This is a genomic window from Faecalibacterium sp. I4-1-79, from assembly GCF_023347235.1.
Classification (GTDB): Bacteria; Bacillota; Clostridia; order Oscillospirales; family Ruminococcaceae; genus Faecalibacterium; species Faecalibacterium tardum.
In genome coordinates, this window is record NZ_CP094467.1 from 2,300,664 (window position 1) to 2,324,891 (window position 24,228).

22 protein-coding genes and 1 pseudogene are annotated in these 24,228 nt (G+C 59.6%); 7 read left to right on the forward strand and 16 right to left on the reverse strand.

The genetic code is table 11. The features are described from left to right. Window positions 1-77: 77 nt before the first annotated feature. From MTP36_RS11390 to MTP36_RS11430, 9 genes are all read right to left on the reverse strand, one after another. Window positions 78-1,169 carry a twin-arginine translocation signal domain-containing protein gene (locus tag MTP36_RS11390; RefSeq protein WP_249250596.1) on the reverse strand — a complete coding sequence of 364 codons (1,092 nt, stop codon included), beginning with the start codon at window positions 1,167-1,169 and terminating at the stop codon, window positions 78-80. Between the two features lie 20 nt (window positions 1,170-1,189). After that, complete coding sequence (locus MTP36_RS11395) at window positions 1,190-2,056, reverse strand: DUF4428 domain-containing protein (RefSeq protein ID WP_249250598.1); 867 nt, start codon at window positions 2,054-2,056, stop codon at window positions 1,190-1,192. Between the two features lie 34 nt (window positions 2,057-2,090). After that, a complete protein-coding gene (locus MTP36_RS11400) occupies window positions 2,091-3,527 on the reverse strand; it encodes an SPFH domain-containing protein (RefSeq protein ID WP_249250613.1) in 1,437 nt (478 codons plus the stop codon). Window positions 3,528-3,597: 70 nt separating this feature from the next. Continuing rightward, the gene (locus MTP36_RS11405) at window positions 3,598-5,154 is read right to left on the reverse strand and encodes a hypothetical protein (protein WP_249250629.1); all 1,557 of its coding nucleotides are present in this window, start codon (window positions 5,152-5,154) and stop codon (window positions 3,598-3,600) included. A 37-nt stretch (window positions 5,155-5,191) separates the two neighbouring features. Continuing rightward, window positions 5,192-6,748: an acid-shock protein gene (locus tag MTP36_RS11410; protein ID WP_249250638.1), complete on the reverse strand. Its 1,557-nt coding sequence runs from the start codon at window positions 6,746-6,748 to the stop codon at window positions 5,192-5,194. Between the two features lie 18 nt (window positions 6,749-6,766). Beyond that, on the reverse strand, window positions 6,767-8,293 hold the full coding sequence (locus MTP36_RS11415; RefSeq protein WP_249250645.1) for an acid-shock protein: 1,527 nt from the start codon (window positions 8,291-8,293) through the stop codon (window positions 6,767-6,769). A gap of 26 nt (window positions 8,294-8,319) precedes the next feature. Further along, window positions 8,320-8,988, reverse strand: a complete 669-nt coding sequence (locus MTP36_RS11420; RefSeq protein WP_249250659.1) for a twin-arginine translocation signal domain-containing protein — start codon at window positions 8,986-8,988, stop codon at window positions 8,320-8,322. A gap of 78 nt (window positions 8,989-9,066) precedes the next feature. Continuing rightward, window positions 9,067-9,627: a twin-arginine translocation signal domain-containing protein gene (locus tag MTP36_RS11425; RefSeq protein ID WP_249250661.1), complete on the reverse strand. Its 561-nt coding sequence runs from the start codon at window positions 9,625-9,627 to the stop codon at window positions 9,067-9,069. An 87-nt stretch (window positions 9,628-9,714) separates the two neighbouring features. Then, complete coding sequence (locus MTP36_RS11430) at window positions 9,715-10,335, reverse strand: twin-arginine translocation signal domain-containing protein (RefSeq protein ID WP_249250663.1); 621 nt, start codon at window positions 10,333-10,335, stop codon at window positions 9,715-9,717. A gap of 408 nt (window positions 10,336-10,743) precedes the next feature. Here MTP36_RS11430 and MTP36_RS11435 point away from each other — a divergent pair, with 408 nt between their 5' ends. Together MTP36_RS11435 and MTP36_RS11440 are read left to right on the forward strand one after the other, a co-directional pair. After that, a complete protein-coding gene (locus MTP36_RS11435) occupies window positions 10,744-12,075 on the forward strand; it encodes an ABC transporter substrate-binding protein (RefSeq protein ID WP_249250674.1) in 1,332 nt (443 codons plus the stop codon). 32 nt (window positions 12,076-12,107) lie between these two features. Beyond that, window positions 12,108-13,658 (forward strand): helix-turn-helix transcriptional regulator, encoded by a 1,551-nt coding sequence (locus tag MTP36_RS11440; RefSeq protein WP_249250683.1) that lies wholly within the window; start codon window positions 12,108-12,110, stop codon window positions 13,656-13,658. A 147-nt stretch (window positions 13,659-13,805) separates the two neighbouring features. Here the strand turns inward: MTP36_RS11440 and MTP36_RS11445 are convergent, their stop codons facing one another. Genes MTP36_RS11445 through MTP36_RS16090 form a run of 3 tightly spaced genes read right to left on the reverse strand, consistent with a single transcriptional unit; the run spans window position 13,806 to window position 14,997 of the window. Continuing rightward, complete coding sequence (locus MTP36_RS11445) at window positions 13,806-14,546, reverse strand: N-acetyltransferase (RefSeq protein ID WP_249250685.1); 741 nt, start codon at window positions 14,544-14,546, stop codon at window positions 13,806-13,808. Between the two features lie 20 nt (window positions 14,547-14,566). Next, complete coding sequence (locus tag MTP36_RS11450; protein WP_442900199.1) at window positions 14,567-14,764, reverse strand: RNHCP domain-containing protein; 198 nt, start codon at window positions 14,762-14,764, stop codon at window positions 14,567-14,569. After that, window positions 14,671-14,997: a TetR/AcrR family transcriptional regulator gene (locus tag MTP36_RS16090; protein WP_442900201.1), complete on the reverse strand. Its 327-nt coding sequence runs from the start codon at window positions 14,995-14,997 to the stop codon at window positions 14,671-14,673. The genes MTP36_RS11450 and MTP36_RS16090 overlap by 94 nt, the downstream gene beginning before the upstream one ends. Window positions 14,998-15,090: 93 nt before the next feature. On the opposite strand from MTP36_RS16090, the gene MTP36_RS11460 reads away from it, so the two are divergent. The 5 genes from MTP36_RS11460 (at window position 15,091) to MTP36_RS11480 (ending at window position 19,340) form a co-directional block, all read left to right on the forward strand. Next, window positions 15,091-15,324, forward strand: a complete 234-nt coding sequence (locus MTP36_RS11460) for a hypothetical protein (protein WP_249250694.1) — start codon at window positions 15,091-15,093, stop codon at window positions 15,322-15,324. Between the two features lie 158 nt (window positions 15,325-15,482). After that, window positions 15,483-16,799: a penicillin-binding Tp47 domain C-containing protein gene (locus MTP36_RS11465; protein ID WP_249250711.1), complete on the forward strand. Its 1,317-nt coding sequence runs from the start codon at window positions 15,483-15,485 to the stop codon at window positions 16,797-16,799. 80 nt (window positions 16,800-16,879) lie between these two features. Next, window positions 16,880-17,983 carry an FMN-binding protein gene (locus MTP36_RS11470; protein WP_249250724.1) on the forward strand — a complete coding sequence of 368 codons (1,104 nt, stop codon included), beginning with the start codon at window positions 16,880-16,882 and terminating at the stop codon, window positions 17,981-17,983. Beyond that, on the forward strand, window positions 17,980-18,444 hold the full coding sequence (locus MTP36_RS11475) for an FMN-binding protein (RefSeq protein WP_249250725.1): 465 nt from the start codon (window positions 17,980-17,982) through the stop codon (window positions 18,442-18,444). Before MTP36_RS11470 ends, MTP36_RS11475 begins: the two co-directional genes overlap by 4 nt. Beyond that, a complete protein-coding gene (locus MTP36_RS11480; RefSeq protein ID WP_249250742.1) occupies window positions 18,441-19,340 on the forward strand; it encodes a 4Fe-4S binding protein in 900 nt (299 codons plus the stop codon). The genes MTP36_RS11475 and MTP36_RS11480 overlap by 4 nt, the downstream gene beginning before the upstream one ends. A gap of 158 nt (window positions 19,341-19,498) precedes the next feature. Here MTP36_RS11480 and MTP36_RS11485 read toward each other — a convergent pair whose 3' ends face one another. The 4 genes and pseudogenes from MTP36_RS11485 to MTP36_RS11500 form a co-directional block, all read right to left on the reverse strand. After that, window positions 19,499-21,589: a heavy metal translocating P-type ATPase gene (locus MTP36_RS11485; RefSeq protein WP_249250744.1), complete on the reverse strand. Its 2,091-nt coding sequence runs from the start codon at window positions 21,587-21,589 to the stop codon at window positions 19,499-19,501. A gap of 61 nt (window positions 21,590-21,650) precedes the next feature. Then, complete coding sequence (locus MTP36_RS11490) at window positions 21,651-21,938, reverse strand: DUF6110 family protein (RefSeq protein WP_249250746.1); 288 nt, start codon at window positions 21,936-21,938, stop codon at window positions 21,651-21,653. A gap of 201 nt (window positions 21,939-22,139) precedes the next feature. Then, window positions 22,140-22,301 carry a hypothetical protein gene (locus MTP36_RS11495; protein WP_249250748.1) on the reverse strand — a complete coding sequence of 54 codons (162 nt, stop codon included), beginning with the start codon at window positions 22,299-22,301 and terminating at the stop codon, window positions 22,140-22,142. A 501-nt stretch (window positions 22,302-22,802) separates the two neighbouring features. After that, window positions 22,803-24,191 (reverse strand): annotated as a pseudogene (locus tag MTP36_RS11500) (ABC transporter ATP-binding protein); the annotation flags it as partial. Between the last annotated feature and the right edge of the window lie 37 nt (window positions 24,192-24,228).

The window sequence follows — 24,228 nt, forward strand, 5'->3', positions numbered from 1 at the left end:
TGTTGTTTCAAAGGGGGCCGGGGGCTCTTCCCCGGCCCCGCTGTTTTTGCGTCAGTTTTCCTGCCAAAGCGGTCGGCTCAGAAATCCGTAGTGATGCGGAACACCACCGGCTCGTCCGGCTCGGTAGCTTTGCCGTGGTGGCCCACTGCCAGGAAAGCGTTTTCTTCCAGCGGCAGGAAAACATCAAAGGTGCAGAAGTCGCCGCACAGCTGGCACAGGGTCTCGCGCTCACCCACGGGAAGGGACTTTTCCAAAAAAGTGCCGTCCGGCGCGTACAGCTCCCACATATAGCCCGTGTCCAGCAGATAGCCGTTGGGGCGCTTCATCATCACGGCGTCAAAGCTGCCCACCGGCTGCGAGCTGCGGGCCAGCTCATTGCCGTCCAGATCAAAGGCGGCAAAGTAGTAGTCTCCGCTGGAGTCCGGCTCACCCACCGTCAGCAGCTCGTCTCCGCTGAGGTTCAGGGAGGGCATGCTGCAGAAGGGGCCGATCTCGTTGTCGCCCTCCAGCGTCAGCTCGGTGTACTCGCCGTCCTGCACCAGCACCGGTGCGGAGTCGGTCCAGTAGATTACGGTCAGATCCCGATCCTTGGAGGAATAGCAGCTGCCCGAGTAGTCCAGTGCGTCGCCGGGCTCTTCCGGGTCGCTGCTGTTCAGATCGTAGCAGTAGACATCAAAGGGATCCATGGCGTACAGGATGCCATTGCGGTCGATGCTGAGGGCGTTGCTTCCGTCAATGTTGTACTCTGCCACCGGGGTCAGCCGGTCGTCCTTGATGGCATACTCGAAGATTTTAGCAGACTGCTCTTCATCGTCCTCGTTGTAGAAACTGAAGAAGTAATTGCCCCGGTAGGTATCCGCGTGGATCACATGATAGGCACCGCCTACCTCGCGGCGGACGTCAAAGGGGATGTACTGCGCCTTGAAGGTGTATTCGCCGATGGTCAGCTCCCCGGTCTGGAACTGGGTCACAGGGGTCCCTGCAGGGGCGGCTTTGTCCTCTGCTAATTCCGGCTGTGCCGAAGCGGACGGGGCACTGCTGCTGGAAGCCGGGGTGCTGGAAACGCTGGATGCACTGGCGGCACCGGAGCCGCCGCAGGCGGTCAGCCCGAGGGCGGCGGTGGCAAGGCCCATGGCCTTGAGGAAATCTCTGCGCTGGATCTTTCTCATATCCGTTCCTCCTTTTGGGGTCACTGCACTTTTGCAAAGGCTTCGTCAGCACGGCGGCTGTACAATGCCATGCCGCCGGTCTGGGCGTCGTTTGCCAGATTGATGTTCTCCACAAAGCGGGCCTTTTCCTGCTCAGAGAGCTGCCCGCCCTTCATGGCGGCGGATGCCACGGCACCCATGGCACCGATCATGCCCATCTGGCCCTTCAGCTCCCGTTCCTCGGCCTTGGACATCCGGCGGCCGAACAGGCTCGTCTCGTTGTCGTGGACTCCGAAGATGTGATCCAGATGCTGCCGTGCGATGTGGGCATAGCCGATCTCCCGCCGGTCCCGCTTGCTGAAGCAGATGACCAGCTCCTGCTTGATGTAGGGGTGGGGCTGCAGACCCCGTCTGGTCTCTGCCTCGGTAATGCCGCGGGGCTGCACCAGCTTCAGCTTCAGGCCGCCGCCGTTGAGGGTGGGTTCCTGGCCCGGCTCCTTGGCGGGGGTCTCGTCCAGATACTCCTCATAGCTGGCGATCTGGTCGTAGCGGATCAGCTCCGGCATCTTGCCCCGTCCGCCGGTGCGATCGTCGATGTACAGCATTCCAAGCTCATCGCAGAACACCAGCCCCATTTGCGTCGGGGTGGAGGGGTATGCGTTGACCCGGAACTCGGTCTTGTCGAACACCTCGTCGAACACCCGCTTCATCCGAGCCATGTACTCCATGTGCTCCTTGGCCTCGTCCAACGTCAGCTCACTGAGCCGGACATATTTGGAGCACTTGTTGCCGCAGTCGTCGCAGAGGAACTGTCCGTCCCGCAGCTTGGAGCGGTGCAGGGTGCCGCACTCCTTACCGCAGACGGCACAGTTCTGTTTTGCGAACAGGTTGGAAAAGAATCCCATCATGGTATGCTCCTTTCATTGCTCTGTATTTGTCAGATCAGGTCTGGTCGCTGTCGTCAAAGGGGTCGCCGCACTCCGGGCAGAACTTGGGCGGGTGAGCGGGGTCTGCCGGCTCCCAGCCGCATTTGTCGCACTTATATTTGGGCGTACCGGCGGGCTTGGGTTTGCTGCACTCGGAGCAGAACTTGCCTTTGTTCACCGCGCCGCAGCTGCAAGTCCAGCCTTCTGCTGCCGCCGGGCGGGGCTTGCCGCACTCCGGACAGAACTTGCCCGTAACGGTAGCACCACAGCTGCAGGTCCAGCTGTCCGCAGCGGGCTTCGGCTCCGGCTTTTTGCTGCCGCACTCCGGGCAGAATTTGCCGGTAACGGTAGCACCGCAGCTGCACTTCCAGCTGTCTGCCGGGGCGGGTGCGGGGCGGCTGACCTGCTGGGGCGCGTCCACGCTGTCCGGACGGGCCTGCTGGCCCATAGCGAACAGGTTCTGGGCGCTCATGCCGCCCATACCGCCTGCACCGGCTGCCATGCCCATGCCCATAAAGCCGGTCATGGCACCGGCGGTGTTGCCGGCGGCGGTCTTCATGGCGTCGATCTGGCCGCCCACCAGACGAGCTGCGGCGGTGGTGGGGTCGGTGGTCATGGCGTTTTCTTCCCATTCGGTGATCTTCTTCTGCTGCTCCTCCGGGATAGACAGGGAGTTGATGTTGAAGGAGAACACTTCAATACCGCGCTTTTTGCGCCAGACATTGGACAGCTGCTCGTTGAGCGCCTCGGAGATTTCCAGCGTGTGGGCGGGGATCTCGTAATACTGCACCTTGTTGGCAGAAAGAGTAGCCAGCGCAGGCTGCAAAGCGTTCAGCAGTTCACTCTTCAGCCGGGGTGCGATCTCGGATGCGTCATACTGGGTGGAGACGTTGCTGCACACGTTGGTGTAGAACAGCAGCGGGTCGCAGATACGGCAGGTGAAGCTGCCGTTGCACCGCAGGTTCACCGAGAGCTTGTAGCCCCGCTCCTCGCTGACCACCACACGGAACGGAATGGGGGTGGCGGTGCCGTACAGGATCTCGCCCAGCTCCTTGGTGTTGATGTAGTACACGCGCTGATCCTTGCCGGTGTCGCCGCCGTAGGTAAAGCGCTTGGCTACGGTCTGGAAGGTTGCTGCCAGACTGTCGCCGAAGTTGCCGGTGAACACGCTGGGCTCGGTGGATGCGTCAAAGGTGAATTCGCCCGGTTCGGCGCACACCTCCACCACCCGGCCCTGCTCCACAATGAGCATGCACTGTCCGTCTGCCACGGCGATGCCGCTGCCGTTGGTGATGATGTTGTCCTCGCCGTTGTTGGAGCTGCGGCGGGAGGTGCGCTTCTGGCCCTTGACCATCAGCACATCTTTGTCCAGAGAATCGCAGTAGAAAAATTCCTTCCACTGGTCTGCAAGAGTTCCGCCCAGTGCGCCCATACCTGCTTTGATAAGACCCATAGTAATTTCCTCCTGTTATTTGTTTGTTGTAAGCGACAACGCTTTGTCATCGCATTGCGTTCGGTTTCGGTCACGGTACAAGGGTTAGATCCGGGGAGTCGTTTTTCCAGTAAACGGGACGCGTGTCCCGGTCAAACAGCACTTCTCCGGCGCGGTATTTCAGGCTGCAGCCGCTGGGGCTGCCGTCATCGTTCAGCAAAATGGCCCAGAACTCGCACGGTCTGCCGTCCGTGTCGGTCAGCGTGAAGTGCAGCTCGGTGCCGTCCTCGGTGCGGCCCTGTGTTCCCTCGGCGGTGCCGGTCAGGGTGCCGTTCCACCCGACCCATTCCACGCTCATGCAGCAGCTGCCGTCCGGCAGGAAGGTCATCCAGCGGATGCCCTTTGCGGCCTCGTCTCCGGCGCGGTAAGTGCCCCACAGCCTGCGGGGGATGGCGGTGTAGCCGATGTCGTCCCATGCCTCGGTGCGTTGAAAAACGTACCAGACCTCACTGCCCTTTTGGGGGCCAGTGGAGCGCATCAGCAGCGAGCCGTCCTCCATCATGGAGATAATCCAGCAGCTTCTGCTGTCCTCGCTGAGGCATGTCAGGTTCCAGCCCTGACTTTTTTCCCCGTCCCAGCCGGTCACAGCGCCGGCATTCAGCTCTCCGGTGCGGGTCTCGGCAGCGGACTGAATCTGCGGGCTGACGTATGTTTCCCGGATGAAGGAGACGGTCACCGTGCCGGTGATCTCGGCCTTTTCCAGCCGCAGGGTAAAGCTTTCGTTGCGGTCGGCGGGGGCATAGCTTTCACCCTGCGTCACCGCCGTGACTGCCATCCACTCGGCCAGCACCTGCTGCTCCCAGTCCTGCGGCAGCGGCTGCGCGTCCAGCGGGATGGTTGGGGCATCGTTCACATACTCCTCCCGGGAGGCGCTGAACCGGCGGACGAAAAAGATAACGTTTCCTGTTTCGTCAAACGAAAGCGGCAGCTCATCCAGTGTAGCCCACCATGCGGTGTTTCCCTCTTTCAGACTGCCGTGGGGCAGCAGCCCCCGCTCACAGGTGGTCTGCCGGTCCAGCTCATCCCGGCGCTTTATGTCGCGGTACAGCGCTTCTTCCAGCGCAGCGGGGTCTGCCCCCATGCGCTGCAGCAGTTGGGTGGCGGTGAGCTGTTTTCCGCTGTCAAAATCGAAGCACCAGCCCTGATGGAAGGGTGCATCGGTACCTCCGTAATCACTGCTGACCACAAGGCTGACGCAGTCGCCGTACCAGCTGGCATTCCAATTCATCTCAATGCAGATGTCCCACGATTCCGGGTCGGCTGCCGCCGGGCAGTCGGCATACTCCTGCACATCGTATTCGTAGAGCCGGGCGATCTCGGCGTTGATGCGGGCGGCATCGGCGCTGTCGCACTCCAGCCGGGGCAGATGGATGTTCAGCCGGACCTTGCCGCCGTTTTCCGCCTGCACCACCTTTTCAAGGGTGTACTGCTCGGTGATCGCCGCGGTGGCGTGCATGGAATCCGGCGGGGTCGATTTCAGTTCCCGGCTGCCAGCCGGGCGGGCAGAGGCTGCAGTCTTTGCCCCACAGCCTGCCAGCAGCGCCGCCAGCAAAACTGCCGGTATCCAGCGGAATGCTTTGTGTTTCATGGTGGTTCTCCTGTGTTCTCAGCGGCTCCCGCCGTGGTCAGTTATCCGGGCAGCGGGTCAGTTGCAGCTGGGTCTTTCCTTCGGCAAAGGGGTTCTGCCCGTCGAGCATGGTCAAGGTCAGGGTCTCGTTGTACAGGTCGTACTTCACCGCCGCCACAAAGGTGATGCCGGGTGCCCCGTCTGCCGTCTCGTTGGTCCAGACGCCCAGCACCATGCCCTCCGGCACCACGCCCAGATAGTCGGCGTAGCCCTGATAGAAAACGCTGTTGTCCTGCACGCCCATCTGGACGGAGCCGCTGCTTTCCACGTCCATCCAGTCAAACTGGTCGTCCGACATATCGTTGAAGGCACCGACAGCCTCCGAGGGGAGCTCCTGCGCGTTCCATTCTGCCGTCAGGGGAGCCAGCTCCAGCACAGAGCCATCCTCCCGGCGCAGGTTCACCTCGCTGCCGCTGCGTTCCAGCGCCACGCCCTGATTTGCAATATAGATAGGGTCCTGACAGACCAAAGCGCTGCCGAACATAAGGCAGTGCAGCACATCCACATATTCCACCACGCCGTCCTTGGTCAGCAGATAGACCACCGGGTGGAAGGACGCGCCCAGTTCTCCGATGCACACATCCACATACTCATTGTAGATGCCAAGGATGGGGTAGGTGTGGTCCTGTTCCAGCCGGATGCCGTAATCCGTATCCCATGCGGCGGTCTCCGGCGTGCGGCGGAGGGTGATAGTGCCCTGTGTTCCTTCCAGCTGCACCGAAGCGCTGCCGTAGGTATCGGTCAGCACCGTCTGCGGCTGCGGGTCAGCAGCCTGCAGCGGGATCTCCACATCCAGCTGCCGCCAGCCCGACCCGGCGGGGGAGCTGCACCCGCCCCGGAGCACCAGCCGGTTTTGTTCCGGCAGCAGCAGGCACAGGTCCTCCAGCTGGTTGTTTTCCAGCGTGTTCATCCGCATGCTTGCCAGATTGCCACCGCTGCGCAGGCCCTCGTAGTAGCCGCCCTGCGCCATGTGCCGGTCAAAGGTCTGCATAGCCTGCCGCAGCATCTGCTGCTGCACGGCATCCGGGCCCAGCCCCATGCGCTGCAGCATTTCAGCCACGGAGACCTGCTTTCCGGTGGCAAAATCGAAGCACCAGCCCCGGGAATACCCCGGGTCGGAGCCGCCGTCGTAGCGGAACACCACAAGGCTTACGCAGTCGCCGTACCAGTAGGCGTCCCAGTTGATATAAATCTCCGGGCTCCACTCGTCCTGCTGCGGCTCGATCTCCGGGCTGTCCTCGTACTGCCGGAAGTCTGCCGCATACATGGCGGCAAGCTCATCGTTGATGTAGGCAGCGTCCGGGCCGTCGCACACCAGCTGCGGCACATGGATGGTCAGCTTCTGTGCGCTGCCCCACTCGTACAGCTGGATGGTCTTTTCCAGCGTGAACTGCTCGGTGATGCGGTCTTTTTGCGCCGTCTGCACCGCCGTGTCTGCGGCGCTTTTGGAAGCTGCGCCGGAGCCTGCGGGGGCAGCGGGAGACGCCGCGCCGCCGCAGCCGGTCAGCCAGAGAGCCGCCGCCAGCACAGCAGCGGCAAGGCGTTTGTGTTTCATGGTCGTTCTCCTGTGTTCTCAGCCGTAGCTGCGGGTCATCTGCAGCTGGGTCTCGCCCTTGGCAAAGGGGTTTTGCCCGGCGATCATGGTCATGGTCAGGTTCTCGTTGTACAGGTCGTTCTTGAACGCCGCCACAAATTCGAGCTCCTCATCGGCAGCGATGCCCAGCACCACGCCCTCGGGCACCACGCCCAGATATGCGGCGTCGCCCCGATAGATGCGGCTGTTGTCCTGCACGCCCAGCTGAACGCTGCCGTCGCTGGTCAGATCCAGCCAGTTCCAGCCGGTTTCGGCGGTGTAGTTGTAGGAGCCGATGACGGAATAGGGGATCTCCTGCGCGCTCCACTCTGCCGACAGGGGAGCCAGTTCCAGCACAGAGCCGTCCTTCCGGCGCAGGTTCACCTCGCTGCCGCAGAGTTCCAGCGCCACGCCGTTGTTGGCAAAGTAGATGGGATCCTGACAGATCATGGCGTTGCCGAACATGAGGCAGCGCAGCACGTCCACATACTCCACCACGCCGTCTTTGGTCAGCAGATAGACCACCGGGCGGAAGAATCCGTCCTCCTGCTCCCCGATGCACACGTCCACATACTCATTATAAGCGCCAAGGATGGGGTAGCTGTGCTCCTGTTCCACCCGGATGCCAATGTCGCCCCATTGGTCGGTCTTTGGCGCGGGGCTCAGGGTGATGGTGGCCTGCGTTCCCTTCAGCTGCACCTGCACACCGTCGTAGGTGTCGGTCAGCACCGAGGTGTCAGCGGGGGGCAGCGAGAGCTCCATATCCAGCTGCTGCCAGCCTTCTTCGCAGCTGTACTTTCCCCGGAGCACCAGTTGATCCTGCTGTGGCAAAAGCAGACACAGGTTTTCCAGTTCATTGTATTCCAGCGTATCCATTCGCATTTGCGAGAGCTCTCCGCCAAGGCGCAGGCCCTCGTAATACGCGCCCTGCGCCATCTCCCGGTCAAAGGCCTGCATGGCCTGCCGCTGCACCTGCGCCTGCACTTCGTCCGGGTCCAGCCCCATCCGCTGCAGCATCTCGGCCACGGTGAGCTGCCGGCCGCTGGCAAAATCGAAGCACCAGCCGCTGTAACGCCACGGGGCGGTGCCGCTATAGCGGCTGCGCACCACCAGGCTGACGCAGTCGCCGTACCACCAGTCATCCCAGCCCACACCGATCAGCGGGGCATCGCCGCCCGGCTGCCCGGCCTCCTCGTAGGCCTCGAACTCCCGGAAATCCGCCGCATAGATGGCGTTCAGCTCCTCGTTGATGTAGGCGGCATCCGGGCTGTCGCATTCCAGCTTTGGCACATGGACGGAAATGCACTGCACCGCTTCCTCCCCCCACACGCCCGAAACGTTCTTTTCCAGCGTGTACTGGTCGGTGATGCGGTCTGTCTGGGCGGCCTGCGCCACCGCGCCGGGGGTGCTTCGGCTGCTGTCGGAGCTTTGGTCGGCAGCGGTGTTGGGGCTGCTCTGGGTGCCGCCGCACCCCGCCAGCAGCAGGGCCGCAGCCAGCACAAGGGCCGCAAAGCGTTGGTATTTCATAGTAGGCTCCTTTTCTATGGTATGGCTCAGCCGTCTCCTATGCCTTGCCACTTGTCGATGATGTAGGCGGCCCAATAGGTCTTGTCGTTGATATCCACCACAGTGATGCCTACCTTATTCACCACCGGGTCGTCCTCATAAAGCCCCGGAACACCGCCGTAGTCCTTGATCAGTTCATCCACCAATTGCTGGAACTGGGCCTCGGTGGCGGGGTAGAGACGATCCATACTGTAACGTTGCTTTCCTTCGTAGTCGAAATCCACGCCTACCCGGTACTGATTGAGCATACCGAAGATAGCCGTGGAGCCGGAGCTATAACCCGCCTCGTGCAGACCTTCCCACATCTTTGCGGCATAGTCGCCCTCCATCCGCAGCCTGAGCCCTTCGTCCGACGGGAACTCCGGGCTGTCGTTATCCACAAACATCTGCACATCTGCCTGAATGGCGTGCTCCAGACCCTTGCTGTACTCGAACTTGATGTTCTCCACCTTTCGCCGGGCCAGCTCTGCGTTGAAAATGGTCAGGATCTTCTGCCCGTCCCGGATCACAGGGATCGGCGGCGAGGGAGGCGTTTCTGTGGCAGAGCCGGAACTTGTGGAGCCGGAGGAGCAGCTATCGTCACAGGCTGCCAGCGCTAGCATCACCGCCGATGCGCCGGAGAGCTTCAGGAAAGTCCGTCGGTCATATCGTTTCATGGGGGTGCTCCTTTCTTCTTATAAAGCCCCGGACACAGGGGGAGTGTGCCCGGGGCAAAAGGGGGAAGTCTGGTTATCTTATGCCTTGTTATTTCGGAACACAACAGCGGTCATGTAGGTCTTGCCCTGAACCACCGGGCAGTAGATGCTGATGAACTCTGCCTTGGCGCTATTAGAATTGTTCAGCAGTTTTGCTACAAAAGTCCGAACGGCAGTATTCTCGCAAGAATACTCATCCTCCAGAGCCACCACATTCTCGGGAGACGGTTCGGAGATGCCGGCCATACCTGCCAAACTGTCCTTGCCATACTTGTTCCGTATCTTGTCCTCAAGTCCATTGAGTTCCCCAAAAATGATCTTGTGGTCAGGGTCTTTCAACGTATGCGGTGTCTCGTTGGCCTCTTCAAAAACACGTCCGTAGCACCTTATGGCACCCACCGCATCCTGATTGAGGGTCAGCTGCTCATGGTCAACCTTACCTGCATTAAACTTTTCATTCCAGACCTTGTTGATAGCTGCCAGCAGCTCGGCTTCCTTGCCGGTGGGCGCTACGGGCGTGGAGGGCCCGCCGCCGCAGCCTGCCAGCGAGAGCGCCACAACGGCTGCGCCGGTAAGGGTGAGGAATTCGCGTCTGTTCATCTCTTTCATGGGGGTGCTCCTTTCGATACAATATTTTATAGATTACGGTTCGGGACTTGCGGGAAGTCCATGCATCCCTGCCCCGCTTCAGATCGGTGCAAAGTTTACCATTACCGCCACCGTATAGGTCTTGCCCTTAATGGTGGGGCAGTAGAGCCCGATCATCCACTGCTCGGGATGCAGACTCGCCAGTCCATGCCCGGCCAGACGCCGCACAAACTCCCTGACCTCGCTCTGACTACTAGGATACAGTTGATTTAATTGCATACCATCATGGGTGCCGTTAGAAACTCCCGCAGTCCCCCGATAGCTTCCATTTCCATATTTGTTCCTGATTTCCTGTATCATTTCAGACTCACGGAGTTGGTACTCGTGGAATACATCATCAGGCAAGTTCCATTTGCGGAAATCCTCCTCGTCTACTTCAGGTTCATAGGTTTCAAAGGGGCTGGCTGTAAACTTTGCGAGGTCGGCAGCCTCCTGACAGTAGACCACAGACTTGCAGATCTGAAGTTTGGGATTGGGGACTACTTCTCTGTTGACTTCATACCAGACCTCGTTGATGGCTCTGAACAGGGCCATCTCTTTGCTCTCAGAGGCCGGAGGTGCGGGAGGTGCGGAGGGCCCGCCGCCGCAGCCTGCCAGTGAGAGTGCCACAACAGCTGCGCCGGAGAGGGTGAGGAATTCGCGTCGGTTCATCTCTTTCATGGGGGTGCTCCTTTCTGTTTGTTCCCTCTGCTTTTTAGAGGGCTCTGGTTTTGGTATTCTCTGCACTTGCAGTCCGCTCCATCTTATGCTATCCTTATGAATAGAATCCGCAGTTGCCCGTTGACACGTTTTGTGCACAGCGACAGGCTTTCTGCACCGGCGCGGGACCTCTTCTGTTTGTACTGTATCATACCCGGGAAAAAATTGCCCCCTCAGAAAAGCCGTTTTTGGGGGGGCAATTCCAAAAAAATTTTTGGGGGTTTGGGACTTCCCCCTCAAAAAATCCCCCCAAAAAGCCCAAAATTGGGGGGATTTGGGGGCGTTTTCCCCCTCAAAACAGGCAGCTGCAGCCCTGCCTGTGCCGGTTTTCCCCCTCTGGCTGCAATGTGCGGAAAGGAGTCATGAAAAATGGAACGAAGGACATTTTTAAAGCTTGCGGCGCTTGTCCCCGGTCTGGCTCTTGCGGGCTGCGGCGGCAGCAAGACCCTGCTCTCGCCCAAGGACCCCACCATGCTCAGCATCTGGCATGTGTACGGCGAACAGGCCGACTCGCCCATGAACCGCCTGCTGACCGAGTTCAACGACACAGTGGGCAGAGAGAAGGGCATCCTGCTCAACGTGACCAACATGACCAACAGCGCCGCCATCGGCGGCCAGCTGCAGGACGCCAAGGCCGGCAAGCCCGGCGCGCTGGACCTGCCGGACCTGTTCTCGGCCCACTCCGCGGACGCCAGCGCTCTGGGCATTGAGAACCTTGTGGACTGGAACGACTGGTTCACCGCCGAGGACATGGCGGCCTATGTGCCCGGCTTTGTGCAGGACGGCATCATTGACGGGCGGCAGGTGGTGTTCCCGGTGTCCAAATCCACCCAGCTCATCTTTTTGAACGGCTCCCAATACGCCCGGTTTGCGGCGGACACCGGGGCGCAGCTTTCCACCCTTGCCACATGGGACGGCTTTTTTGAAATGGCGGGCGCCTACCGGCAGTGGTCGCAGGGCAAGCCCTTCTGCGCGCTGGATTACCCCCTGCGTCTGGTGGAGCTGAACGCACTGGAACAGGGCAGCGGCAAGCTGTACAAGGGCAGCTGGTACGATCTGACCAACGAGACCTTCCGCGCTTCGTGGATGGAGTTTGCCCGGGCACTGGTGCAGGGCGATATTCTGATCTCGGACCTGTACTCCAACACGCAGGTGATGACCGGCGAGACGCTGGCGGGCCTTGGCAGCTCTGCGGCTATCCTTTATTACAATGATTTCGTCACCTACCCGGACAACACCACCGAGCCCACCGACCTGCTGCTGGCTCCCCTGCCCCACGCCGCAGGCACCGCCACGCCCCTGATGCCGCAGGCCGGTGTGGGTCTGTGCGCCTTTAAGACCACCGACCAGAAGGCCGAAGCCGCCGCCGTGTTCCTGCGCTGGCTCACCGAACAGCAGCGCAATCTGGAATTTGCCGCCGATACCGGCTACATGCCGGTGTCCAGCGCCGCCTTTGACGCCATTGCGGACTATCCCTTTGAGCAGCAGAGCTATCAGCGGCTGTACGACGTCTACAACGAAATGCGCATCCAGAACACTCCCCTGTCCGAACCGGGCATCGTGGGGTACCACGCCAAGGCCAAAACCTTGTACGACAGCCTGCGCCAGCGCCAGAAGGACTATCCCCAGCGCCTTGCGGACGGCGAAACGCTGGAAGTCCTTGCCGAGGAGACATGGCAGCTGCTGTGTGACAATGCCTGAGCCTGCCGCTCAGCCGGAAAGGAGGGACTTTGATGCACTTTGTTGACCGGCACCGTGAAAAGATCCGCCAAAGCCCCATGAGCAGCCGGCTGCTGTGGGCCTGCCTGCTGCTGGTGGTGCTGCTGGTGTTGACCTTTGGTGCGGCGCTGTTCCTGTTTGCCAGCCTGCACAACACCAAAAAGGACATCAGCCGCAGTCTGCAGATCCAGTTTTCGGTGTTCCAGAACGATATGGAGCGCTATTTTGACCAGCTGGCGGTCATGGGCGTGAACCTGTCCGAGGACATGAGCGCAGAGGTGGACAAGGAGCTTGCTTTGCGGCAGATGTCCTTTGCCCAGCTGAACGACTCTCCCGAGGCGCTGAACGCGCTGGAGGAGAAAATGATCGAGCCGCTGTGCCGCCGTCTGCGCCAGACCGGCTGTTCCGGCGCTTTTGTGCTGCTGGATGCCACCGTCAACACCCGCATGGAGGGAGCAGAGCATTCCCGCGCCGGGCTGTATGTGCAGAAAAGCGGTGCCGACACCCCCACCGTGCCCCTGCTGCTGTACCGGGGCAGTGCGGAGGTGGGCAAGGCCCGCAGCGTGATGCCCCACCGCAAGTGGCGCATGGAGTTCCAGACCGACCAGTTCCCGGACTACGACCGCTGGATGACCCCCGGCAGCGCCCCGCTGTACCAGTCTTACACGCTGACCGAGCGGTTCGAGCTGCCCGGCACCTCGGAGGAGGTGCAGTTGTTTTTGCTGCCCCTGCGGGGGCGGGACGGCACGATGTACGGGCTGTGCGGCTTTGAGATCAGCGAGAGCTACTTCAAGCAGAACTTTGCCCAGCCCACCGGCTTTGACCGGCTGAGCTGCCTGCTGGCCCCGGCGGGAGACGGCCTTGCCGCCGATGCCGCCCTCAGCAGCGGCACCACCGGCGGCTACTATCATGCCCCCCGGAACACGCTGGTGCTGCGCAGCATGGGCGGCGGGCTGACCCAGTTGACCGGCCCCGACAGCGCCTATGCGGGCATCTCCCAGCTGTGCCGCCTGAGCGAGAGCCAGTCCTACCGGCTGGCGGTGTGCATCCCCATGGCAGACTACCGGAGACTGGTCTTTTCCGGCAATCTGCAGATGCTGCTCATCGGCCTGTTCATCGCCTTTTTCGTGGTGTTCTGCTGCATGAACTTCCACCGGCGCATCCTCTCGCCGGCGTTCCGGCAGTTCGAGGAGGACCGGCGGGAATCCCGGCGGCGGATGGACGAGCTGCAGCTGGAACGCCAGCAGATGCAGACTGAGCTGTCCCGGCTGGCGGACGTGTGCCGCAACGAGTCGGTGCCCGATGCCTTCCAGACCTTTGTGGCGGGCATTCCCACCCTGACCAAGACCGAACGCCGCATCTTTGACGGCTACGCCGCCGGGCTGCGCACCCGGGAGATCGTGGAGCAGCTGGACATCAAGGACAGCACCCTGCGCTTCCACAACAAGAACATCTACGAAAAACTGGGTGTCAGCTCCCTCAAGCAGCTGCAGCAGTTCGTGGCGATCCTGAACTCCGGCAGCGGCAGCGCCACGGACGAAAGCGACCCCAAGAAGACCCGCTGAATGGAACGTTCCCGCACCGCAGCTTTCACCGGAAACAAGCAAAAATGAAGGGGCTATTGCAAAATAGCCCCAACGAATAAAAACGCAGCGCACCCCAATTCTATGGGCTGCACTGCGTCTGGCGTCTGGCTTGATTCAATTATTCTGCTATTCTGCCGCCAATTTCAAAAATTTCTTGTCCGACTGGATGCCCTGGGTCACAAACTTCCCATCCCGGAACAATGCGTATGTTGTAACGGGTGCAGGCACATTCTGAGCCGTCTCTTTCTCGGTGATGTGGATGGCTTTGAACGGAATCCCATGTTCCTTTGCGGCCTCCTGCACCTTTGGCACCCAGTAATAGGTGTAGGGGCACTGGTCGGTATAGTAGAGGACAAAGCCGTTTTCCTCCACCTTGGGATGCTTGGCACACGCCTTAAATTTTGGCGGTTGGGCGCTCTCTGCAAGGGGCAGATACATGAGATTGATCCCGCAATCGGAGATGTCCGAAACCTTAAAGCCCTTATGGGTCAAAAACTTGGGATCAGCAAGAAACTCCCGTTTGCGCCCCTCTGCACACAGGATGCAAACGCCGTTTTTGCCCTGCGCCTTGGCATCCCGAAGGCATTCTTCCAGCAGTTCGCTGGAATAGCCGTGCCCTTTCAGGGAACCGGAGACCCACAGACAGTTGATATAAAGCCAGCCTACCGCATCCATGGGCACCCATGCGTTTTCTGCCGGGATGTACTCGATAAAGCACTTGCCGCGCTCCGCACTGCGGTAAAAGACAAGTCCCTCCTCAAATCGCTGCTTGAGCCATTCCTTCTTGGCAAGGCTCTGTTTGCCGGACATGGCACAACAGATGTGTTCCTTGTCGATGTTTTCTTTGGTAACTCTGATATAGTCCATCTTGTAGTTTCTCCTGCGGCTTACCGCATCCGTCCATCGCCGCCCATCAGGGCGGTCATTTCCTCAATATAGTCCAGCGGGAACGGCGGAGCGCACAGCGGCTTCATGGCAATGCTCATAAGCTTCATGGGGTTGTCGTCTGCCGCCACCCGGTTGGAGCTGAGCTTTCCGCAGCGTTTGCAGCGGTGGATGATGGCCCACTCGCCGCCCTTGCGCACCCAGACGGCCACCGGCTCCATGATGCCGCCGAAGTTGTCTCCAAAATCGCACCAAAAATGGCCTGTTTGCTGGGGAAATGGTTATAAAGTGACGGTGCCTTGATGCCGACCGCCTTTGCAATTTCGCCCACGCTGACCGCATCATACCCTTTGGTCGAAAACAGTTCCAGCGACTTTTCCAGAATGCGCTGCTTGGTATCTTCCATTTTCCTTTGCCTTTCGCTAACTAACATTTGTTAGTTTTACTATAATCAAAAAAAGTTTCCATTGTCAAGAGGTTTCAAATACAATGGAAATAAAATCGTGCCCGCAGCCTAGCGGCATCCATGATTGATTCAACGCTCTCCACCGGCTGGCATCCCCAGTTATGTTCCGGGGCTCAAGATTCCCCCAGAATGCGTCTTGCATCATATAGTACCTCCTTGCGGTTATTTACAAATAACCATATAAAAAGCATCCTACGCTCCGGCAAAAAGGTCAAGGGCTTTGCGGCAGAGCGGGTGCGGGCGGCTTCTTCTGCCGAAAAATTAGCTTCCATAAACATCCCTGTTTTTTCTTGACATCCCTTTGTATGCGTGTTATCTTAATTTCCGTCAATTAGCTTAACCTAACCATCTGAGGGGCTTTGCCCCGCAGGTTTTTCTTTGCGCGCAATGTTAGGTAATGCTAACTACATGATCTCTATCCCCTGCCAGTGTGATGAAAGGAGCATTTTTTCATGAGAACAAAGAAATTTCTTTCCCTGCTGCTGTCGTCAGCTATGGCGTTCAGCCTGCTGACCGCTACCGCCTTTGCAGCAGCCCCTGCCGAGGAGGAAAACGGCTTTTTCGATTTTCTCCTAGGCAAAAAGTACACCTACCTCTACGCCGCCCTGACCTGGGACGAATATTGGGCAAACGAGAAGGTCTATGCCGCCGGCAGCACCGCCGCTTCTGCGCAGCTGGACAGCCACGAAGAGCAGGACCTTGGCGCGTTTGACGCGGTCTCCCGCGCCACCGTCAACCACGGTCTGCACCGCGGCAGCTTCCAGAGCACTGCTGTCATCTACGCCAAGGACGGCAGCACCTACACCGTTTCCCACTGGTCGGACGATGGCAAGACCATCTATCTGGCCGATGGCACCACCGTAGGCTGGAACCGCGGCACCATCACTAAGGCCGACGGTTCTACCGTGCAGATGGATCACTACGAGGTACTGGGCACCAAGTATGTGCCGGTGCGCGTGGCTACCAGCAACCTTGCAGATTTCTGCTCCAAGTACACCGTCGTGGAAAACGGCGGTCAGCTGGTGGGCGGCTACTCTGAAAAGAACCTGACCGCCTACACCCTGACGGCTGCGGTGGACGAGAACACCAACGGCCTGAAATACGCAACCAAGAGCGGCGATGGCTACACCTTCTCCGCCGCGCACAACGGCACCGGCTCCGGCGTGGCAGAAGCCGCCCAGAAGGCTGCCGATGGTCTTACCGTAAACCTGCGCAGCGGCAGCGACGTGGGCAGCTTTGGCGAGTTCATCCGTGTGGACCTGAACGGCAACTACGGCGAGCTGGGCTCCCGGATGCAGTCTGTGGTGTGGACCTACTACGGCAACGACAGCACCTACACCCACGCCAAAGCCTCCTACGGCACCAAGTTTGCAGCCGACAACTGGATGCATAAGTCCATGGGCATCCAACTGGGTCTGAGCGATTCTGCCCGCTGCCAGCTGCCGGAGGGCACTGATGGCACCGGCTACTGGACCATCACCATCCGCGCACTGGGCTACGCCGACACGGTGGTCAAGTTCCAGACCACTGCCGAGAACCTTGCCAAGCACGAGCTGGCAAGCGATGCCGACCGCGCCGCCCTGCAGGCTGTGGTCGCCGAAGCACAGAGCAAGGCAAAGGCCGCTTACACCGCCGACAGCTATGCCAATCTGGAGACCGAGCTGGCCGAGAGCGTGGAGCTTTTGAGCCGCGAGACCCTGTATAAGGCCGCTGCACTGGAGCAGGTGACCCACTTGACCGATGCCGTGCAGAACCTGAAGGATGCCTGATCCGGCAAAAAACAGAACACCCAAAAAGCAAGGTCGCTTTATGCAGGCGGCCTTGCTTTTCCGTGTCAGGAGGAGTTGGAATGAACAAAAAACGATGCAACACACTGCTGCCACTGGTGCAGCTGCTCCCGGCGGTGGCAGCAGCGGCAGCTGTGCTTTTTGCGCTGCCGCGCACCGCGCCGGTGCTGGCTGCCGTGCCGGAAAGGTTGACGGCCGTGGTGGAGCAACCGGTGGAAGCCGCTTCCGTTGAAGCGGAGGAAGAAGCCCTGCCCAAGCTGCCCTATGCCGACGGCGTTTACGTTGGCTCTTCCCGGGGCTACGGCGGTGCCGTCCGGGTGCAGGTGACCATGGAAAACGGCAGCATCGCGGAGGTGGAGATCCTGGATGCTTCCCACGAGACAAAGCAGTTTCTGCGGCGCGCAAAGCGGCTTTTGACCACCGTAGTGGATGCCCAGAGCTGGGAGGTGGACGCCGTTTCCGAAGCCACCTACACCAGCCGGGGCATTCTGGGCGCGGTGCAGAACGCCCTGACCGGCGAGGTGGTCAACAACCCCCTGCCGCCGCAGCCAAAGCCTGCCGCACCGCTGGTGGTGGAGGAATTTACTGCACCCTCCACCTACCTTGACGGCATCTACACCGCCGAAGCCATAGGCTTTGAGGGCAAAATTATGGTACAGGTCACGGTGGCAGAGGATAAGATCACCGATATCACGGTTCTGAGCGCCGAGGACGAGGAGGAATATCTTTCCCGGGCAAAGCGGATCATCCCCGCCATTCTGGAGGGACAAAGCCCCAATGTGGATGCCGTTTCCGGTGCGACCTACTCCTCCACCGGCATCCTGAACGCCGTCAAGCTGGCATTGGCAAAGGCCGCTATCGCCCCGGCAGAGGAAACCACCCCGGAGCAGACAGCATCGGAAGAAGTGGTGGAAGAAGCCGCGCCGTCCGAAGCGGCAGAACCCGAGGAAACGCCGGTCACTGCGCCCACCGTGGAGGTGGTGCAGCCGGAGGAAAAGAGCGCTGTTTCCGCGTGGTTCAAGGAAGTGTGGCAGCAGCTTTTCCCGGCAGAAACACCGGCGTCCTCTGAACCGGAGCCGGCATCTTCTGCGGAAGTGCTGCCGGCATCCGAAGCGGCGCTGCCGCCGGAAGAAACCGAACCTGAAACGGAAGGAGCAGCGGAATGAAATACAAAAACTTTCTCCTCCGGGCGGTGAACCTGCTGCTGATTCTGGGGATTCTGTGGCAATACCAGCAGGTGGCGTTAGTCCGGGCGGCAGCGGTAAGCCAGCGCAAGCAAGAGATTGCCGAGGTGGAAGCCTACAACACTTCCGTTTTGCAGGCGCAGAGCGCAGCGCAGGCAGAGCAGACCCAAAGCGGCTACCGGGACGGCACCTACGAGGGCAGCGCCTTTGGCTTCGGCGATGCCATCCGGGTGTCGGTAACCATTCAGAACGGAAAAATGACCGATATTGCGGTGCTGGATGCCTCCGGTGAGGATAAGCCCTACTATAAACAGGCACTGCCTTTGCTGGACGAGATGCTGGCAGTGCAGTCTGCCGAGGTGGATACCGTTTCCGGCGCTACCCTTACGGCAGAAGGTCTCATCGGTGCAGTAGAGGACGCACTGGGAAAGGCGGCAGGATGATGGAAAAAACACAAGCAAAGCCTTTAACGGCGGCGCAGCAGCGTCAGCGGGACAAAAAGCACCGCACATGGCTGCGCGCCGGGGTACAGCTGTTCTTCTTTGTGACCATGCCGGGCGCATTCGTAGCCGGTTTTTCCGGGGTAAAACAGATCTTTCTGCACATCGGTGCGGGCGAGGTTCTCTCGGCAGATAGCTTCACGCTTTCCCTGCTGGGGCTGTGTGGCTTCACCCTTTTGTTCGACCGGTTTTTCTGCGGGTACGCCTGCGCCTTTGGCAGCTTGGGCGATGCCGTCTGGGTGCTTTCTGGCCTTATCCAGAAAAAGCTGCTCCGCCGCAAAAAGCAGCTCCGGCTGCCGGAGCGGGCGGTGCTTTGGGGGCAGAAGGTCAAATATCTGCTGCTGGCAGGGCTGGTGGCGCTGTATGTGACCTGGCAGGAAAAGCTGCTGACCGGCGCAAGCCCGTGGGAGGTATTTTCCCGCCTGACGGCTCTGCGTCTGCCGCCGGAGGGCTTCGGCGTGGGCATCGCGCTGCTTGTGCTCATTTTGCTGGGCATGGCGGTGCAGCACCGGTTCTTCTGTCAGTTTCTCTGCCCCATGGGTGCGGTGTTCGCCCTGCTGCCGGTGCTGCCCTTTGCGCGGCTGCACCGGCAGAACGATGGCTGCATCCCGGGCTGCAACGCCTGCAAGCAGCAGTGCCCGGTGTGCCTGAAGCTGGAGGAAAGCAGCCTGCGCAGCGGGGAGTGCATCGCCTGTGAAGCCTGCGTGGGCACCTGCCCCAAGCAGAACATCCACCGGTGGGATTTGGCTCTTTGCAAGCACCCGTGGCTGCCGGTGCTGGGTAAGGCGCTGCTCTTCTTCCTGCTGGGCTGCTGGCTGGGCTTCTGCCGGTTTATCTGAAACAAAAAAGGGAGGCCGCCGCACAATATCGTGCAGCGCCTCCCTTTTGGCTAAGACGATTTTGAATGCCCTCCGCTATGCTCTGGGCATTTTCAGCGGAAAAACTATTTATAATTTCGGAACGCCGGAGCGTCTGCGGACGCTCCGGCGTTCCATTTTCACGGTAAAGGCTTCTGCTCCAACAGGTCTGTCATGCTGCGCAGACTGATGCCAAGGGTAGAAAGGTTATGCAGCATCGCGCTGGTAGCCGGGGGCAGAATGCCCAGTGCGCCCAGAAGAATGAGCGCGGAGTTGAAGCTGAGGACAAAGCGGTAATTGCTGCCCACCCGCTTTTGCAGGGCGTTGGCAATGGCTTTTAAAGTCACCAGTTCTTCCAGACTGTCGGCGCGGATGGTCACATCGGCAATTTCCCGGGCGATGGCGGCACCGGAATGGATGGCGATGCCGATATCTGCCGCCGACAGGGCGGGCGAATCGTTGATGCCGTCACCGATCATCACCACCGTATGTCCCTCGGCTTTGGCGTCACGGACAAAGGCGGCTTTATCCTCCGGCAGCACCTCCGCAAAGCAGCGGTCCACCCCCACCTGCGCCGCAATGGCGCGGGCAGTGCGGTCGCTGTCGCCGGTCATCATGACCGTCTGGGTGATGCCCAGTCTCCGAAGCTTATGCAGCACCTGTGCCGCCTCCGGGCGCAGGGGGTCTGCGATGCAGATGACCCCTGCCAGCACCCCAGATGCAGCCAGATACAGGTGGGAATACTGGGGGTCCAGTGCATCGAATTTTGCCTGTTCCCCTGCCGGGATGGTGCAGCCCTCGTCCTCAAAAATGAAGTGGGCACTGCCGATGACCACCCGCGTGCCGCCCACCCGGCTGGCAATGCCGTGCGCCACGATGTACTCCACCTCGGAGTGCATCTCCTCGTGAGAGATACCCCGCTCCCTGGCAGCACGGACAACGGCGTTTGCCATGGAATGGGGGAAGTGCTCTTCCAGACAGGCGGCAAGCTGCAATACCTCCTGCTCCTCACAGCCGGAGAAAGGCACTACCTGCACCACCTGCGGGGTGGCGCGGGTGAGGGTGCCGGTCTTATCGAACACGATGGTGTCCGCCTTTGCCAGCGCTTCCAGATACTTGCCACCCTTTACGGTGATGTGGTATTCCCCGCACTCCCGCATGGCAGAAAGCACCGCCAGCGGCATGGAAAGCTTCAGCGCACAGGAGAAGTCCACCATCAAAATGGAGATGGCGCGGGTGACGTTGCGGGTAAAAGCGTAGGTAGCCACCGTACCGGCAAGGCACCAAGGCACCAGACGGTCGGCCAGCTGCAAAGCCCGGTTCTCAGTACCGGACTTGAGCTTTTCCGATTCCTCGATCATGGCCACGATCTTATCGTAGCGGTTGGCACCGCCCTCTGCCTTGGCCACAAGGACGCATTCGCCCTCTTCCACCACTGTTCCGGCGTAGACGGTGGCACCGGTGGTCTTGCGCACCGGCATGGACTCGCCGGTCAGGGCGGCCTGATTCACCATGGCTTCGCCCTCCAGTACCATGCCGTCCAGCGGGATCATGTTGCCGGAGCGCACCACCACTTCGTCCCCGGCGTGAACGCGGGTCAACGGCACCAGTACCTCGCCCTGCGGGGTGCGCACCCAGACCTTATCCACGTTCAGTGCCATACTGCGGGCAAGGTCATCCAAGCTCTTTTTCCTTGTCCACTCTTCCAGCAAGCTGCTCACCGTCAGCAGGAACATCACCGAGCCTGCAGTGCTGTAATCCCCCCGCAGGAGGGAGGCGGTGATGCTGAGCGCATCCAGCACCTCTACCTCCAGCTTGCGGTGCAGCAGGCAGCGGATTCCCTTCCAGACAAAGGCGATGGAGCGCCACACCGTATACGCCGCTGCGATGGGCGCGGGCAGGAACACCTTGCGGAACACCCGGCCCGCCACAAGGCTGACCATCTTTTCCTGATATTCCTGATTGATCTTCCGGCTGTCGTGGGAGGTAACCAGCACCTCCAATTCTTCGTTGTCAAAGCGGTAGGCCGCCAGCAGGGCGGCGGCGTCCTTCCGGCTGCCCCGGTAGGTCAGCACCACATCTCCGGTGCGCTCGTAGACGGTGGCTTTCTGGATGTTCTCCTGCCCGTTCAGGTAGGCTTCCAGCACGTCTGCCCGGTGCAACGTCATGCGCACAGCGCAGACGTGCACCCGCATCCGCCCCTTCCCTTCATGTAGGATCGTACATTTCATTGCTTTTCTTACCCCTCTGTGCAAAAAGAGCCGCCCAAAGCGGCGGCTCTGCTGCGCTATATCACTGTGCGGTCTGCTCTTCGGCCTGTTCTTCAGCCGTATCCTCGATGACCTCCTGTGCAGCCTCGGCGGCGCGGCTCTCGTTGATGGCCTTTGCATCGGCAAGGATGTCACCGGCCTCCTCCTGCACCTTATTCACGGTCTGCATGGTGCAATCCTTCATCCGCAGCACCGCAGCAGTGGTCTGGGTGTAGACCTTTTTGGCATCCTTGCTGGACAGCACCTTGAAGCCGGCAGAGCCGAACACCACACCACCCAAAAACAGTGCAAGCTTTTTTGTATCAAACATATTTACCCCTCGTTTCTGTATTTCCTATCTGAGCACCCATCCCCTTGAGCGGGGCGGGTTCTTTATCTTTATATTTTAGCACGCTTTTGGGGTTTTTCAATATTTTCTGACGATGTTAGGACGTATTAACATTGTTAGCAGTAGTTTGATACGGAGGATCTTTTTGGTCATGCTCCCTTGCAGAGAGCAACAGGCCGCAGTCTATATTTGTTTTGGGTATCCTCTTGTTTTCAAACCGCCATCACGGGTTCCGGCTGGCTGGTCTGCAGCAGCGCCGATCTCGATCACCTCGTTCTTGAGTTCCTTCCTGTGTACCAGCCGCGTATCCGTGGTGTTCATTTCCAGATCAATAAAGATGCTCATTTTCAATGCCCCTTTTTGTTTCGCGCAGTTTTCGGTTGATTTTCTGAACCTATTCTACACCCTTATCCGTCCGATAGGCGGTACTTCTGTTACCACATTTTAGTTTTCTTCGGCTATTTTCTGCATTTGGGCGAACAGTGCATAGTATGCAGACCCTCTAGCGATCTCCAACTCCTCATAATTTTCCAGAACCTGCACCTGTTCGTAATATTCCTGCGGCTTCGATTCGTCTGCAATGGAGCTGCGGTCTGTCACCACAAAACCTGCAAAATCTGCATCACTGTAGCATAGCCAGCGCGTGGGCTGACCGGCCTCTGCAACTTCAAATTCTACTTCTGTCACGTAATTACAACAGGTGAGGATTGTTTTCTTCTGCCGGGAGAGTACCTGAAAGCGTTCCGACTCAGCCTTTTTCTCTGCAGTCATGGGCAGAGAAGCAGACCATTTTTCCAGCCTGTCCCATGCCGCAAACAACGCATCCACGCAGTTCTGATATTCTGTATCCGGCAGCTTTTCGGCAAATTCCTCGCAGTTTGCCAGCTTTGCCGCCGTAAGGACCTCCTCGTCGGTGGCACCTTTGCGCCCCAGACGGATGTTTTCGAGGATTGTGTTGTCAAACAGGGTCACATCCTGAAAGACGATGGAATACAGGCTCATGAGTTTTTCCGGGTCGATTCGGGAGACATCCATGCCGCCCACGGTGATACTGCCCTTCTGGTAATCCCAGAACCGTGCTGCCAGCCGGGAAACAGCGGTCTTGCCGCCGCCGGAGGGGCCCACAAAAGCTACGGTCTGACCCGGCTGAATCTCCAGCGAAACGCCCTTGATGACCTCGTTTTTTCCGTCGTAGCTGAAATGCACATCCTGCAACGTGACAGAGGAATCCTGCGGGTGCTACGGAACAGCCTGCACCTGCATGGGTGCCGTCTCCTGCACCGAGTCGATGCGTGCCAGCGCATCCGCTACCACCATCTTGCTCTCGCTCATGTACATCATACGGGTCAGGGGCAGGGAGATCACCGGCGTGATGATGATATAGAACAGCAGGTTCAGCAGAAACTCCGGGGTGACGCCGTGGGTCGTGAACAGCAGCCCGCCCGCGATCAAAAAGTCGAACACGCCGTTGACGGCGGCGGTATAGAACATCATGGGCAGGCGCAGGTCTTTGGTGTAGGAGATGACCCACTTTTCATACTCATCAATGGTGGCTTTGAACTTTTTGAAGGAAAACACCGACTGCCCGAAGGTCTTGACTACCGGGATACCCCGGACGTACTCCACTGCCTCGTTGGACATGGCCTCCAAGGCGTTCCCGTACTGCCGCATTTTTTCAGCCATCCGCTTGCCAGTCATGGTCGTCATAATGAGGAAAGCCAGCACCACCGGCGCAAGGCTCAGCAGCCCCAGCCGCCAGTCGAACGCCAGCAGCAAAACCAGTAGCCCCACCGGGGTGGCGATGGCGTTGTACTGGTATGGCAGCTGGTGGGCCAGATAGGTCTCGGCGGCTCCGGTGCTCTCATGGATGATTTTACGCAGCTTGCCGCTGCCAAAGGTCTCGGCAAAGCCCAGCGGCAGCACCGCCAGATACTCCGACACCGCCAGCCGCAAATTGGTCGCCACCCGGAACGCCGACAGATGGGAGCACAGCAGTGCCGCAATGTAAATGAGGTAAGACAGCACCGCAAACAGCACTGCCATCCAGCCGTAATGGGGGATGTTCACCGCCTGCGCATAGTCCGGCGCGGCATTCAACACATCCCGCAGGATCTTCCAGATGTACACAAAGGGCACCAGTGCGCTGACCGCAGACAGCACCCACGAAGCGTAGGTGAAATATCGGTAGTTCTCAGCGTAACCCATCAGCCGGGAAAGATCGGACTGTTTTTTCACGAAAAAACTCCTTCAAAAAATTTATGCAAAAATCGCA

What these genes read in the sequence shown, in the direction of transcription:
- MTP36_RS11465 (WP_249250711.1), top strand. Translation starts at nt 15,483, where the DNA reads ATGAGAACAAAGAAATTTCTTTCCCTGCTGCTGTCGTCAGCTATGGCG.
- MTP36_RS11415 (WP_249250645.1), bottom strand. Translation starts at nt 8,293, where the DNA reads ATGAAATACCAACGCTTTGCGGCCCTTGTGCTGGCTGCGGCCCTGCTG.
- MTP36_RS11430 (WP_249250663.1), bottom strand. Translation starts at nt 10,335, where the DNA reads ATGAAAGAGATGAACCGACGCGAATTCCTCACCCTCTCCGGCGCAGCT.
- MTP36_RS11400 (WP_249250613.1), bottom strand. Translation starts at nt 3,527, where the DNA reads ATGGGTCTTATCAAAGCAGGTATGGGCGCACTGGGCGGAACTCTTGCA.
- MTP36_RS11440 (WP_249250683.1), top strand. Translation starts at nt 12,108, where the DNA reads ATGCACTTTGTTGACCGGCACCGTGAAAAGATCCGCCAAAGCCCCATG.
- MTP36_RS11480 (WP_249250742.1), top strand. Translation starts at nt 18,441, where the DNA reads ATGATGGAAAAAACACAAGCAAAGCCTTTAACGGCGGCGCAGCAGCGT.
- MTP36_RS11405 (WP_249250629.1), bottom strand. Translation starts at nt 5,154, where the DNA reads ATGAAACACAAAGCATTCCGCTGGATACCGGCAGTTTTGCTGGCGGCG.
- MTP36_RS11485 (WP_249250744.1), bottom strand. Translation starts at nt 21,589, where the DNA reads ATGAAATGTACGATCCTACATGAAGGGAAGGGGCGGATGCGGGTGCAC.
- MTP36_RS11470 (WP_249250724.1), top strand. Translation starts at nt 16,880, where the DNA reads ATGAACAAAAAACGATGCAACACACTGCTGCCACTGGTGCAGCTGCTC.
- MTP36_RS11410 (WP_249250638.1), bottom strand. Translation starts at nt 6,748, where the DNA reads ATGAAACACAAACGCCTTGCCGCTGCTGTGCTGGCGGCGGCTCTCTGG.
- MTP36_RS11420 (WP_249250659.1), bottom strand. Translation starts at nt 8,988, where the DNA reads ATGAAACGATATGACCGACGGACTTTCCTGAAGCTCTCCGGCGCATCG.
- MTP36_RS16090 (WP_442900201.1), bottom strand. Translation starts at nt 14,997, where the DNA reads ATGTTAGTTAGCGAAAGGCAAAGGAAAATGGAAGATACCAAGCAGCGC.
- MTP36_RS11495 (WP_249250748.1), bottom strand. Translation starts at nt 22,301, where the DNA reads ATGAGCATCTTTATTGATCTGGAAATGAACACCACGGATACGCGGCTG.
- MTP36_RS11395 (WP_249250598.1), bottom strand. Translation starts at nt 2,056, where the DNA reads ATGATGGGATTCTTTTCCAACCTGTTCGCAAAACAGAACTGTGCCGTC.
- MTP36_RS11425 (WP_249250661.1), bottom strand. Translation starts at nt 9,627, where the DNA reads ATGAACAGACGCGAATTCCTCACCCTTACCGGCGCAGCCGTTGTGGCG.
- MTP36_RS11490 (WP_249250746.1), bottom strand. Translation starts at nt 21,938, where the DNA reads ATGTTTGATACAAAAAAGCTTGCACTGTTTTTGGGTGGTGTGGTGTTC.
- MTP36_RS11390 (WP_249250596.1), bottom strand. Translation starts at nt 1,169, where the DNA reads ATGAGAAAGATCCAGCGCAGAGATTTCCTCAAGGCCATGGGCCTTGCC.
- MTP36_RS11445 (WP_249250685.1), bottom strand. Translation starts at nt 14,546, where the DNA reads ATGGACTATATCAGAGTTACCAAAGAAAACATCGACAAGGAACACATC.
- MTP36_RS11435 (WP_249250674.1), top strand. Translation starts at nt 10,744, where the DNA reads ATGGAACGAAGGACATTTTTAAAGCTTGCGGCGCTTGTCCCCGGTCTG.
- MTP36_RS11460 (WP_249250694.1), top strand. Translation starts at nt 15,091, where the DNA reads ATGATTGATTCAACGCTCTCCACCGGCTGGCATCCCCAGTTATGTTCC.
- MTP36_RS11475 (WP_249250725.1), top strand. Translation starts at nt 17,980, where the DNA reads ATGAAATACAAAAACTTTCTCCTCCGGGCGGTGAACCTGCTGCTGATT.